This window comes from Nonomuraea angiospora (assembly GCF_014873145.1).
Taxonomy (GTDB): domain Bacteria; phylum Actinomycetota; class Actinomycetes; order Streptosporangiales; family Streptosporangiaceae; genus Nonomuraea; species Nonomuraea angiospora.
Genome location: NZ_JADBEK010000001.1, coordinates 1,256,544 through 1,268,481 on the forward strand (window position 1 = coordinate 1,256,544; position 11,938 = coordinate 1,268,481).

The window sequence follows — 11,938 nt, forward strand, 5'->3', positions numbered from 1 at the left end:
GTCGTACCCGGCGGCGACGGCTGCGGCGGTCAGGTAGAGCGCGACGGCGATGGCGGCCGGACGCCCGAAGCGGTGGCGGGCGATGGCGGCCCGGAGTAAGGCTACGATGCGGATGATCTTATTGGACCGGCCGGACCCCCTCGACGCTGGAGATGGCGTAGACGCCGAGGCCGGGAGATCCGCGTGTCAGGACAGCGACCAAGCGGCCTGTCCTGCGCGATGGGAGGGGGCTGGCTTCTGCGGTGGGGGGCAGAGTGCCTCATCTATGGCGACGCCGTGCCTGGATCCGTCCCGCCGTCGGGTCGGCGCCGGGTTCGATCGCCGGTGCGCAACCGCACGACCAGCACGACCCCGAGCAGGATGGCCGCAAAGCCGGCGAGTTGGCCGATCGGCGGCCACTGTCCCCGGGCGGCGTACACGTACGCGAAGCCCGAGACGGTCTCCACGTTGATCAGAATGCCGGCGGTGGTCGGCGGCAGGCGGCCGGAGGCTGTGTTCCACAGCGCTGTGCCGCCCCAGGAGACCACGATGCCCAGTACCAGCGACCCGATCACCAGCGGACCCGGATCCTGCCCAGTGCTGCTGAGCTGGCCGGTCAGCGCCGCCACGGGGAGCGCGGCGAGCGTCACCGCCCCGGTTGCCAGGCCGACGATGGTGGACCAGCCGGTGTCCGGGACGTCCGGGTGCCGGTCGAGGAAGCGGGCGTTCGCGATGGCGTACCAGGTCCACAGGGCGACGGCGCCGAACGCGCATCCGATGCCGGCGACCTTCACCATCGCGGGCGCGCCGGCGTTCGGCGCGGATCCGGTCATCTCCAGGACGTTGACGACCAGCAGCCCCACCGTGACCAGGCTGATCGGCGGCGCCAGGCGGCGCCAGGGGTGGCTGCGGACGACGAGGTTGCCGACGACGGCGATGACCACCGGGATGCAGCCGATGATGATGCCGGTGACCGGCGCGCCCACCGCCTGGACGCCGAGCACCATCAGCAGGTAGTAGCCGGCGTTGCCGGTGATCGCGAAGTGGACCGCCGGTCGCCAGTGCCGCCGCGCGTGCGTGCGCAGCGCCGCGCCGCCCAGGGCGAACAAGATCGACGACACCAGGCCGTACGCCAGGTAGCGGCCGGCGGTGATCGTGACTGCCGACCAGCCCCGTAACAGTTCGGGGACCAGGAAGGCCAGGCCCCACACCAGGCCCGCGACCACTCCCGCGCCCAGGCCGGCCGACCTGATCCTTTGTTGCGTTGTCGGCATGGGCTTGGGCTACCCGCCGGACGAAAGGTCAGGCGGGTAGCAGGGCAAGCGGCGCTGGGCGAGCCAAATGATCACGTACGTGGGTCAGGACGATCCGGGTCCGGCTCCGAGTCGGTGGAAGGCTGTTCGACCGGGAAAAAGATCGGGCTGAGCAGGTGTTGTGTGCGGTCCGGCGTCGGCTGGTTGGCCAGCAGGGGCAGGATCACGCGACGGAGCTCCCTGATCATCTCTTCCAGCTCGTCGCGGGTGAGCCAGACGGCGTGCTGCCGGTAGCCGACGAGGTCCGTCATCGGGTCGGCACCCTCGTGGTCGAGGTAGGCGTTGAATTCACTGACCAGGACGGCCATCGAGGTGGCGAAGACGCGACGGTGGTCGTCGGGCGTCATGGCGGCGAGGGCATCGGCGTCGAGGACGGCTCGGTCGTGGCGTAGCCGGTAGCGGCGCTCCACCGCGCCGCGTACCCGCCTCTCGCCCGCCACTTCCAGGATTCCGCTGGTCACGAGCAGTTCGACGTGCCGATAGACCATGGCCTTCGAGGTGTCGGGGATCCGCGCGCACAGCTGGCCGGTGGTGAGCTCGCGCTCTCCGCGCATCGCATGCACGATCCGCAGCCGCACCGGATGCGCCAGTAGCTCCAAAGTGTCCACGGTGCAACATTCTCATGTCGTGCTACCGTTCGCCAAACAGTAGAAAGGATGGCCATGGGAACGGATCCGGCGGCGATCGCCATGACGGTCGTCGAGCTGGCGCGAAGTGGCCGCTTCGCGGACATCGAGGCATTGTTCGCCCCGCCGCTGCGAGCGGTGGTCTCCGCTGAGACGCTGCAGCTCGCCTGGGAGAGTCAGCGGTCCAAGATCGGGGCGATCTCCGCGGTCGGGACGCCGATCAGCGAGCCGGCCCCCGAGAGCTGGGTGGCCGCATCGGGGAAGGCGGAGCTGGTCAAGGTGAGCGTCCCGGTGACGTACGAGCGTGGCGGCCTGACGGTGGTCATGTCGGTCGACGAGACCGGCCTGCTGCAGGGCCTGCAGCTCGCGCCCGCGCTCACCGAGCGGTGGACGCCGCCGCCGTACGTCCGCCGCAAGAGGTTCGACGAGCAGGAGGTCACCGTGGGCTCCGGCGCGCTGGCCGTGCCCGGCACGTTGAGCCTGCCGCGCGGGCACGGTCCGTGGCCAGGAGTGGTGCTGCTCAGCGGCGGCGGGCCGTTCGACCGGGACGCCACCAGCGGCCCCAACAAGCCCCTCAAGGACCTGGCCTGGGGGCTGGCCGGCCGCGGCGTGGCCGTGCTGCGCTTCGACAAGGTGACCCACGCCCACGCCGGCCGGGTGGCGGCGGACCCTGGCTTCACCATGAGCGACGAGTACGTCCCGCACGCCGTCGCGGCCGTCCACCTGCTCCAGCGCCACCCTGCCGTCGACGCCGCGCGTGTGCATGTCGCAGGCCACAGCATGGGCGGCAAGGTGGCCCCGCGGGTCGCCGCCGCCGAGCCGTCCGTGGCCGGACTGGTGCTCCTGGCCGGTGACACCCAGCCCATGCACCAGGCCGCCGTACGCGTCGTCCGCCATCTCGCCTCGCTCGATCCCGGCGCGCAGGCCGCGGTCGAGACGATCACACGGCAGGCCGCACTCGTCGACAGCCCGCACCTGTCGGCCGAGACACCCGCCACGGAGCTGCCGTTCGGCTACTCCGGGGCGTACTGGCTCGATTTGCGAGACTACGACCCGGTCGCGACCGCGGCCGCGCTGGACAAGCCGATGCTCATCCTGCAGGGCGGCCGCGACTATCAGGTGACCGTCGCCGACGACCTCGCGGGCTGGCGGGCGGGTCTCGCCCACCGTACGGACGTCACCATCCGCGTCTACGACGCCGACGACCACCTGTTCTTCCCCGGCTCGGGCCCGTCCACGCCCGCGGACTACGACAAGCCCCAGCACGTCGACGCGGCCGTGGTCGCCGACATCGCCGACTGGCTGGCACCGCGCCGATCGGGGATCGCCCGGATCGTCTCCGGCTTCAAACGCTGACCACTCCGGCTGGACACCCCCTTGCAGGAAAGGCACAGCAGTGAACGACGAAACCCCCGCGAAACAGCAGCTGGACTGGCTGCTGGACGCGTCACTACGGGGTCCGCTGCCGGACGGAGAGATCAGCCGGCACCTGGCCCCGGCCCTGCTGGAGGCGAGCGGCGGACCGGACGGATTCAACGCCGCACTGGCCGCCGTAGGCCCGCTCACCCTCCGGGAGGCCCTCACGACGCGACCGGACCAGGTCCAGGCGGTCGTGGACGGCCACACCACCGGCTACCGCATCACCGTGCACGTGGAGGCGGCGGGGCGCGTGGACAACCTGCGCCTGACCCCGGACGAACCCGAGCCGACCTCGTGGGCCGAGATCACACCCGGCTGGCCGAGCTGGGAGCACGCGTGTCCTTCGCCGCGGCGCGCATCGAGCCGGACGGGCAGTGCCGCATCGCGCACGGCCTCGACGCGGACACGCAACGCCCGATCGGCTCGGCTTTCAAGCTGTACGTGCTGGGCGCGCTCGCCCAGGCCGTCGCCGAAGGGCGGCTCTCGTGGAACGAGCGACTGGCCATCCGCGACGACCACAAGAGCCTGCCCTCGGGCACCCTGCAGAACCGCCCCGCCGGCACCATGCTCGCGCTGTCGGAATACGCCGACCACATGATCTCGATCAGCGACAACACCGCCACCGACCACCTCATCCACCGGCTGGGCCGGGACGCGGTGCGACGCCAGCTGTCGCTGTTCGGCCACCGCGAGCCCGACGCGAACGTCCCGATCCTCACCACCAAGGCGTTCTTCCAGCTCAAGGCCGCCTCGGATCAGGACCGGACACGGCAGTACCTGGCCCTGCCGGCCCACCGGCGCACCGCCGACGGCCGCGCGCTGGCCACCAGCCTCATGGTGTCCGACCCCACCACCGCACCCGACACGATCGACGTGGCGGCCAAAGGCCAGTCCATCGTCCGGGGAGCGTTTCACCTCCTGGCCCTATGACGGTGACCGCGCCACAATCACCAGGCGGTAGCCCAGGTCGAGGGTGTCGGCGGCGAGGCGCCGCATCGCGCGCCCGACCTGCTCCTGGTCGAGGATCGCCATCGCGGCGTCGAACGCGGTGGCGGGAGTATCCGAGCCCGATCGACCCGTACAGGTCGGCGGTCACAGGTGCTTCCCGAGGTCGGCCACGTCCAGCAGGGGCAGGCCCCAGCGCAGGGCGGCGATCTCCAGGTCGGCGGCGTCGGCCATGGTGCCGTCGGGGTTCATGACCTCGCAGCACACCCCGACGGGCGGCAGGCCGGCCGCCACGCACATGGCCACGGTGGCCTCGGTGTGCCCGGCGCGTTCGGCCAGACCGCCGGGGCGGGCGGCGAGCGGGAAGACGTGTCCCGGTCGCAGGAAGTCGGCCGGCCTGGCGTCCGGATGGGCCAGGCGGCGCACGGTCGCGGCGCGTTCGGCGGCCGACACCCCGGTGGCGGTGCCGGAGGTCAGGTCCACGGGGACGTGCGGGCGGGTGCCGTGCCGGTCGCCGGGGCCGGGGACGGGGCCGATCTCCAGCCGGTCGAGGACCTCGGGCGCGCAGGGCACGGTCGGATGGCCGCAGACCTGGGTGAGCAGGAACGTGAACGCCTCCGGGCGCAGCCGGGCCCCCGCGAACACCACGTCGCCCTCGCCCTCCCGGTCGGGGTCCCAGATCATCACGGCTCCTCCGGCGGCGAGCTGCGTGAGCGCCTGCTGCACGCCGCGCGCGCCCGAGAGCCGGCCGGCCCAGGGGAGGGCCGCGACCACCTCGGTCACCGACCTCGCCAGGTCGGGCAGGCGGCGCCGTGCCAGGCGGACGACCAGGTCGGGCTCCAGGTTCACCCTGTCGCCGACGGACAGCTCCGACAGCGTGGTGGCCTGGAGCGTCAGCGGGATCAGCGCCACGGAGAACCGGTCGCGGGACACCTCGGCGACGGTCAGGCTGACGCCGTCGACCGCGATCTGCCCCTTCGCGACGACCATCGAGAGGAAACGCTCGGGCGGCTTGATCCACAAGCGCCGCGCGACCCCCTCGTCGTCGATTCGCACGATCTTGCCCACGGCGTCCACGTTGCCCTGGACCAGGTGGCCGGCGAGCGGGTCGCCCAGCGTCAACGGGGTCTCCACGTTGACCCGGGTGCCCGCTCCGATCTGGTCGAGGGTCGATCTGCGCCGGGTTTCGGCCGACAGCCCGGCCTCCAGCAGGTGCGTCTCGTGCGCGGTCCGAAGGACGGTCAGGCCCACGCCGTTCAGGCAGATCGAACCCGGCGCGCCGGCGGCGGCCCTGGGGGCGCTGACCGCGATGCGCGTCTCGTCGACGGCCACCACCGTGCCGATTTCCTGGATATTTCCGGTGAACATGCGACATCACCTCTCGACAGCGGGAACCAGGGGCCGGACAGGCCCGAGAGGTGGCGGGGTGTCACCGCGTGGCCCGGAGTCGCACCGAGTCGTCCCGCCGAAACCGGCGGAACCGGCGGGCTTTCACCGCCGCACCTTGGAATCGCACCAATCATCCTTTTATCACCCGACAGCCCAGGAGATCAAAGCCCCTGGCTCAGGGACGCGGGCGCGATCCCGGCCAGCTTGATCAGGAACCGGTCGATCTGCTCCTCCAGCGGCGGCCAGGGCAGGTCGGGCTGGTTGACCCGCATCGACACGGCCCCGTGAACCGCCGCCCGCAGGTCGAGCGAGACCTCCGCGGCGTCGCCGGGGGCGGCGAGCCCGGCGTCCATGCAGCGCCGCACGGCGGCCGTGGTGCGCTCGCCCAGCTCCTGCTTGAACTCCATGGCGGCCCGCTGGTTGAGCGTGCTCTCGTGGAGGACCTTGTACAGGCCTGGGTGGCGGCGTACCCAGTCGCCCAGGTGGAGCAGCCGGGCGCGCAGCCGCGCCACCGGGTCGGCGGCGGTCTCGGCCTGGTCGAGGGCGCGTACGAGGTCGCGGTGGCACTGCTCCAGAGCGGCGAGGACGAGGGCGTCGCGGTCGGCGAAGTGGATGTAGACGGAGGTGGCGGCGATGCCGACCTCCCGCGCGACCGCGCGCATCGACAGGGCCTGGTCGTCGGCGAGCTCGTCCAGCAGCCGTACGGCGGCCGTGACGATGTCCTCGCGCAGCCGCTCGCCCTGACCTCGGGGGTTGCGGCCCCGTGAGCGGGGGTTCGTGGTCGCGTTCATGGGAGCCATTGTAACGAGACGACCGTTGCCCTACAGTCGTAGCGCTACAACTGTTCAGTTATCGAGGAGCATCGATGAATGTCCACGCCAAGACGCTCGACCCGGTGTTCGCGCAGATGAGCGAGGCCACCGACCGCAAGGTCTGGGAGGAGATCACGGAGCTGTCCACGCGGGAGAAGGTCCTGCTGTCCCTGGTCGGCGACGTCTGCCAGCAGACCCTCGGCCTGCCCTTCGAGGCGCACGTGACGATGGCGTACGAGAACGGGCTGTCCGCCGACGACCTGCGCGAGCTGCTGCGCTTCATCGCCTACGACAGCGGCTACCCGGCGGCCCTGTCGGCGCTGGCCCGCCTGGTCGACATCGAACGCGAGCAGGGCCGGCCCGGCCCCACGGGCGACGGGCACCCGATCGACGCCGACGGGCAGAGCAGCCCGATCCCCGCGCCGACCCGGCAGGCCGTACGCAATCTCGACCCCGTCTTCGCCGACTTCATGGACCTGCAGTCGCGCATGCGCGCGGGGATGCGACGGCTGACCGGCCGCGAGCGCGCGTTCGCGACCATGACCGTCGACGTGCTCTTCCAGACGCTGGAGGAGAGCTTCCGCGTCCACGTGACCCGGGCTCTGAAGGCGGGCGCCACGCCGGAGGAGGTGCGGGCGGTGGTGCGCTTCTCCGCCCAGTTCGGCCTGACGAAGGCGTGGCGCGGCATGCGGGCGCTGAACGACCTGTTCACGGAGGCGGGCACGGTGTTCGCCTGATCCCGCCGCCCCGCGAGGTAGGGTGAGTGAATACTCACCAACCAAGAGGGGCGACACTGATGAGAATCGCGGTCTTCGGCTCGACCGGCGGCATCGGCCGGCAACTCGTGCGTCAGGCCCTCGGACTGGGCCACGAGGTCACCGCCGTCGTACGCGACTCGTCCCGGCTGCCCGCCGACCTGCGCGGGCGGCTGGACGTCGTCGAGGCCGACGTGATGAACCCCGACGCCGTCTTCCCGGCGGTCAAGGGCTGTGGGGCCGTGCTGTCCGCGATGGGCACGCGCGACCGCGGCCCCACCACCTTCCACAGCGCCAGCACCGCCTCGATCATCCAGGCCATGACCCGGGCGCAGGCCCGCCGCATGCTGCTGGTCAGCGCCAGCGGCCTGGTCGCCGACGCGGGGGACGGCGTTTTCACCCGGTACGTGCTCAAGCCGCTCATCGTGCAACGCCTGCTCCGCCACCACTACGCCGACCTGGCCCAGGCCGAGGAGCTGCTGCGCGGCTCCGGCCTGGACTGGACGATCGTGCGCCCCTCCCGCCTGCTCGACACCGAGCACCCCGGCCGCTACCGCACCGCCCGGGACCTCAACATCAGGGGCGGGCTCAGCACCACCCGCGCCGACGTGGCCCACTGCATGCTCGACCTCATCGACGACCCGTCGTCCATCCGCCACGTCATCTCGGTCGCCTCTTAGACGGGGGAGTACTTCCGCAGCTCCGGCAGTGCCCACACGACCGCGGCCACGGTCACGATGGTGAGCAACCCGCCGGCGCAGATCACCGCCCGGTGGTCGAGGACCGAGGTGGCGGCCCCGTGCAGCAGGCTCGCGAGGTGCGGGCCGCCGAAGAGCACGACGGTGAGCGAGCCCTGGATCCGGCCGCGCATGGAGTCGTGGGTGTGCGCCTGCGTGATGGCGTTGCGGAAGGTGCTCAGCACGAAGTTGACCGCGCCGCCGAGGACGAGCGCCACCAGGGCCAGCCACAGCTGCGCGGCCAGCCCGAGGAGCACCACGGTGACGCCCCACGCCGAGGCGGCCGCCGCCATGAGCGCGCCGTGGCGCCGAGCACGGGTGAACGTGCCCGACAGCAGCCCCGCCGCGACCACCCCGGCCGGATAGGCGGCGTACAGCAGTCCCAGCTCCGGGCCGCCGCCCGCGGGCCCGCCGTAGGTCTGCTGGGCGAGCTGCGGGAACAGGGCCGTCGGCATGCCGAAGACCATCGCCGCGAGGTCCACCAGGAGCACCGCCACCAGCAGCCGGCTGGCCGCCAGATACCGGAGGCCGGTCGCCGACCGGCGCCGCGCGGCCGGCTGAGGCAGGGGCGGCAGCGGTGGCAGCTTGACGACCGCCCACACGACGGCCGACAGGGCGACGGCGTCGAAGAGGTACAGCGCGCCGAGCCCCACCCTCGGGATCAGGGCCCCGGCCAGCACCGGTCCGAGGATCGACCCGGCGTATCGGGTCAGGGAGCTGAGGCTGTTGGCCGCCGGCAGGAGCTCGACCGGGACCAGGCGGGGCACCGCGGCGCCCATCGTGGTCATGATCGCTCCGAGGGACAGCCCCTGGCAGGCGACCAGCACCATCAGGACGGGGACGGAGCGCCCGCCCAGCACGGCCTGCGTCCAGAAGGCCACGTACGTGAGCGCCAGCCCGCAGTGGGCGGCCAGCAGCACCTTTCGCCGGTCCATGACATCGGCGAGCGCGCCCGCCCGCAACGCCGCCACGACCAGCGCCACGAACGACACCGCCCCCGCCACGCCCACGGCCGCCGAGGAGCCGGTCACCGTGAACAGCTGCGCCGGCACGGCGACCACGCTGAACGAACCACCCACCGCGCAAACCGCCGATGACACCCACAAGCGCCGGAAGGCCGCGACGGCCAGCGGGCGGCGGTCGACGGTGTAGGCGCCGAGCGACCGGGCCGCGGACGCGATCATCGTCCGGCCCCACCGGCGTCGGCCGGTGTCTCCAGGCTCACCACGTCGGCCACGACGCAGGCGAGGTTGTCGGGGGCGCCGGCGGCGTACGCCAGCGCCACCAGCTCGTCGAGCACCTGCTGGGGGGCGCCGGGCCCGGTCAGCGCCTCGCGCAGCGATCCGGCCGGTACGACGGCGGACAGCCCGTCGGAGCACAGCAGGTACCGGTCGCCGGCTTCGGCGGCGTGCAGCGACAGTTCCGGCCGCGCCCCGCCCGTGCCGGTCAGCGCTCGCGCCAGCAGCGCGCGCTGCGGATGCGAGGCCGCCTCCTCCACGGTCAGCCGGCCCTCGTCGACCAGCCCCTGCACATAGGTGTGGTCATGGGTGATCTGGAACAGCTCGCCGTCCCGCACCAGGTACGCCCGGGTGTCACCGATGTGCACCAGCGCCAGCCGGGAACCGGACCACAGCAGCGCGGTCAGCGTGGTCACCGCCTCACCCGACGGCGTCGAGGCGGCGATCTCCCTGATGGCCCGGTCGGCTTCTCCGACCGCCTCCGCGAGCGCGCCGAGCAGGTCCTCTGCCGGTACGGCCAGCGTCTCCAGCGGTTTGAGCGCGTCCACGGCCGCCGCGCTCGCCAGGTCCCCGCTCCAGCCGCCTGCGCCGTCGGCCACCGCGAGCAACCGGGGGCCGGCGTACGCGGTGTCCTCGTTGCTCGTGCGCACCAGTCCCAACTCTGACCGGGCCGCGTAACGGAGCCCCAGCATGGTCGCCGTCTCTTCCACGGTGCTTCCCCTCCCCGACAGATAGTCGACGAGGAACGTGGCCAGCTGCCCACGGGCGGCGGTCTCGGCCAGCACCTGCTCCCAGTAGCCGGCGATCTCCTCGGCCGCCGCGCCCGCCGGCAGGTCGCACACCCGCCGGATGCGCGCCAGCGGCATGCCCAGCCTCCGCAGCCAGGCGATCAACCGGGCCCGCTCCAGCTGCGCCGGGTCGTAGAACCGGTATCCGGACTCGCCGTCCACCGCGGCAGGTCGCAGCAATCCGAGCTGGTCGTAGAGCCGCAGGGCCTTCGGCGACAACCGCGCCGCCCGAGCGAACGCCCCGATCGTCAGCAGCCGCACCATTCCTCCTCGTCCCGGCCCCTGTGGCCGGTGCCGACGATGCTGCCGCTTCACCCAAGGGGAAGGTCAACACGGCACTTTCCGGAAACCAGTTCCGCATGCACGCCGGGGGCGAGTTGCGAAACCGAAGCCGCGTTCCCTATCTTTATCGGAACACGGTTCCGTTTACATCTCCTCATGGAGGAAACACAGTCATGCAGTACCGCACCTTGGGCCGTACCGGCGTGCAGGTCAGCTCCCTCGTGCTCGGCGCGATGAACTTCGGCAAGATCGGGCGCACCACCCAGGACGAGGCCACCGCCATCGTCGACGCCGCCCTCGAAGCCGGGATCAACCTCATCGACACCGCCGACATGTACGGCGACGGCGAGTCGGAGGAGATGGTCGGCAAGGCCATCGCCGGCCGCCGCGACGACATCGTGCTGGCCACGAAGGCGGGCATGCCGATGGGGGAGGAGCGCAACCATCGGGGCGGCTCGCGCCGCTGGCTGGTCACCGAGCTGGACAACAGCCTGCGCCGCCTCGGCGTCGACCACGTCGATCTCTACCAGCTCCACCGGTGGGACCCGGCGACCAGCGACGAGGAGACGCTGTCGGCCCTGACCGACCTCCAGCGCGCGGGGAAGATCCGCTACTTCGGCTCCTCGACCTTCCCCGCCCACCGCATCGTCCAGGCCCAGTGGGCCGCCCGGGACCACCACCTGAGCCGTTACGTCACCGAGCAGCCCAGCTACTCGATCCTGCAGCGCGGGATCGAGAGCCACGTGCTGCCCGTCACCGAGGAGTACGGGCTCGGCGTGCTGGTGTGGAGCCCGTTGGCCTCCGGGTGGCTGTCGGGCGCGATCCGGGAGGGCCGGGAGATCGCCACCAACCGCTCGGCGTTCATGCCGCGGCGCTTCGACACCTCCATCCCGTCCAACCGCGCCAGGCTCGACGCGGTCGAGCGCCTGGCGGAGGTCGCCGACGCGGCCGGGCTGACGATGATCCAGCTGGCGCTCGGGTTCGTGACCGCGCATCCGGCCGTGACCAGCGCGATCATCGGCCCGCGCACCCTGGACCACCTGCGCTCGCACCTCGCCGCCGCCGACACGGTGCTCCCCTCCGACGTGCTCGACGCCATCGACGCCATCGTCGCGCCCGGCGTCGACCTGGCCCCGGACGAGAAGCACGACACCCCGCCTTCCCTGCTCGACCCGTCGCTACGCCGCCGCTGACCGCTCAGGCGGATTCCCACCACACCAGATTGGCGGCCACCCGGGCCACCGGCTCGATGATCTCCCACGCCTCGGCGATCAGCCCGTCGTCCAGCCGGAAGATGTCGACGACCGCGATCTCAGGCCCGGCGCCGGGGAGCCGGCGCCGCGAGTACATCACGACGTGATCGCCGTCGGCCAGCACGTGATGGATCTCGACCTGCATGCCGGCGAGCGGGACGAGCGCGGCGCGTACGGCGGCGAGCCATTCCGCCTTGGTCGAGGAGGTCGGGCCCGGCCGGTGATGGACGAAGTCCTCGCTCAGCACCGGCGCGAGCGCGTCGACGTCGCCCGTCGCGACCAGTGCCGTCAGCGCCCGCTGGACGATGCCCTTGTTGTCTGTGGTCATGTTCGGCGTAGTCATGGCGGCAGTGTTTCGACCGTCGCCGCGGTTGTCGATGAACTCCCATTTCATGGCGCCCG

Annotated in this window: 12 protein-coding genes; 5 read left to right on the forward strand and 7 right to left on the reverse strand. The window is 72.0% G+C overall.

Translation table 11 applies throughout. The features are described 5' to 3' along the window. Positions 1-263: 263 nt before the first annotated feature. A complete protein-coding gene (locus H4W80_RS05710; RefSeq protein WP_192784100.1) occupies positions 264-1,253 on the reverse strand; it encodes a DMT family transporter in 990 nt (329 codons plus the stop codon). 71 nt (positions 1,254-1,324) lie between these two features. Next, positions 1,325-1,900, reverse strand: coding sequence for a helix-turn-helix domain-containing protein (locus tag H4W80_RS05715; RefSeq protein ID WP_192784101.1), 576 nt, complete (start codon positions 1,898-1,900; stop codon positions 1,325-1,327). A gap of 54 nt (positions 1,901-1,954) precedes the next feature. On the opposite strand from H4W80_RS05715, the gene H4W80_RS05720 reads away from it, so the two are divergent. Beyond that, complete coding sequence (locus tag H4W80_RS05720) at positions 1,955-3,274, forward strand: alpha/beta hydrolase (RefSeq protein ID WP_225963261.1); 1,320 nt, start codon at positions 1,955-1,957, stop codon at positions 3,272-3,274. Positions 3,275-3,673: 399 nt separating this feature from the next. Continuing rightward, a complete protein-coding gene (locus H4W80_RS63385) occupies positions 3,674-4,267 on the forward strand; it encodes a serine hydrolase (RefSeq protein WP_192784103.1) in 594 nt (197 codons plus the stop codon). A 162-nt stretch (positions 4,268-4,429) separates the two neighbouring features. Here the strand turns inward: H4W80_RS63385 and H4W80_RS05730 are convergent, their stop codons facing one another. Beyond that, positions 4,430-5,650 (reverse strand): riboflavin synthase, encoded by a 1,221-nt coding sequence (locus tag H4W80_RS05730; RefSeq protein WP_192784104.1) that lies wholly within the window; start codon positions 5,648-5,650, stop codon positions 4,430-4,432. A 182-nt stretch (positions 5,651-5,832) separates the two neighbouring features. Further along, on the reverse strand, positions 5,833-6,462 hold the full coding sequence (locus tag H4W80_RS05735) for a TetR/AcrR family transcriptional regulator (protein ID WP_225963263.1): 630 nt from the start codon (positions 6,460-6,462) through the stop codon (positions 5,833-5,835). Between the two features lie 74 nt (positions 6,463-6,536). On the opposite strand from H4W80_RS05735, the gene H4W80_RS05740 reads away from it, so the two are divergent. Beyond that, a complete protein-coding gene (locus H4W80_RS05740; protein WP_192784106.1) occupies positions 6,537-7,220 on the forward strand; it encodes a carboxymuconolactone decarboxylase family protein in 684 nt (227 codons plus the stop codon). A 59-nt stretch (positions 7,221-7,279) separates the two neighbouring features. Further along, positions 7,280-7,918 carry an NAD(P)-dependent oxidoreductase gene (locus H4W80_RS05745; RefSeq protein ID WP_192784107.1) on the forward strand — a complete coding sequence of 213 codons (639 nt, stop codon included), beginning with the start codon at positions 7,280-7,282 and terminating at the stop codon, positions 7,916-7,918. On the opposite strand, the gene H4W80_RS05750 is transcribed toward H4W80_RS05745, so the two are convergent. Together H4W80_RS05750 and H4W80_RS05755 are read right to left on the reverse strand one after the other, a co-directional pair. Beyond that, on the reverse strand, positions 7,915-9,159 hold the full coding sequence (locus H4W80_RS05750) for an MFS transporter (protein ID WP_192784108.1): 1,245 nt from the start codon (positions 9,157-9,159) through the stop codon (positions 7,915-7,917). The genes H4W80_RS05745 and H4W80_RS05750 overlap by 4 nt on opposite strands. Continuing rightward, complete coding sequence (locus tag H4W80_RS05755) at positions 9,156-10,265, reverse strand: MerR family transcriptional regulator (protein ID WP_225963264.1); 1,110 nt, start codon at positions 10,263-10,265, stop codon at positions 9,156-9,158. The genes H4W80_RS05750 and H4W80_RS05755 overlap by 4 nt, the downstream gene beginning before the upstream one ends. 191 nt (positions 10,266-10,456) lie before the next feature. Here H4W80_RS05755 and H4W80_RS05760 point away from each other — a divergent pair, with 191 nt between their 5' ends. Beyond that, positions 10,457-11,476 carry an aldo/keto reductase gene (locus H4W80_RS05760; RefSeq protein WP_192784109.1) on the forward strand — a complete coding sequence of 340 codons (1,020 nt, stop codon included), beginning with the start codon at positions 10,457-10,459 and terminating at the stop codon, positions 11,474-11,476. A gap of 4 nt (positions 11,477-11,480) precedes the next feature. Here the strand turns inward: H4W80_RS05760 and H4W80_RS05765 are convergent, their stop codons facing one another. After that, complete coding sequence (locus H4W80_RS05765; protein WP_225963265.1) at positions 11,481-11,864, reverse strand: nuclear transport factor 2 family protein; 384 nt, start codon at positions 11,862-11,864, stop codon at positions 11,481-11,483. Positions 11,865-11,938: the final 74 nt, after the last annotated feature.

Coding starts and splice junctions, on each gene's coding strand:
- H4W80_RS05710 (WP_192784100.1), bottom strand. CDS start 1,253: ATGCCGACAACGCAACAAAGGATCAGGTCGGCCGGCCTGGGCGCGGGA.
- H4W80_RS05720 (WP_225963261.1), top strand. CDS start 1,955: ATGGGAACGGATCCGGCGGCGATCGCCATGACGGTCGTCGAGCTGGCG.
- H4W80_RS05730 (WP_192784104.1), bottom strand. CDS start 5,650: ATGTTCACCGGAAATATCCAGGAAATCGGCACGGTGGTGGCCGTCGAC.
- H4W80_RS05735 (WP_225963263.1), bottom strand. CDS start 6,462: ATGAACGCGACCACGAACCCCCGCTCACGGGGCCGCAACCCCCGAGGT.
- H4W80_RS05740 (WP_192784106.1), top strand. CDS start 6,537: ATGAATGTCCACGCCAAGACGCTCGACCCGGTGTTCGCGCAGATGAGC.
- H4W80_RS05745 (WP_192784107.1), top strand. CDS start 7,280: ATGAGAATCGCGGTCTTCGGCTCGACCGGCGGCATCGGCCGGCAACTC.
- H4W80_RS05750 (WP_192784108.1), bottom strand. CDS start 9,159: ATGATCGCGTCCGCGGCCCGGTCGCTCGGCGCCTACACCGTCGACCGC.
- H4W80_RS05755 (WP_225963264.1), bottom strand. CDS start 10,265: ATGGTGCGGCTGCTGACGATCGGGGCGTTCGCTCGGGCGGCGCGGTTG.
- H4W80_RS05760 (WP_192784109.1), top strand. CDS start 10,457: ATGCAGTACCGCACCTTGGGCCGTACCGGCGTGCAGGTCAGCTCCCTC.
- H4W80_RS05765 (WP_225963265.1), bottom strand. CDS start 11,864: ATGACCACAGACAACAAGGGCATCGTCCAGCGGGCGCTGACGGCACTG.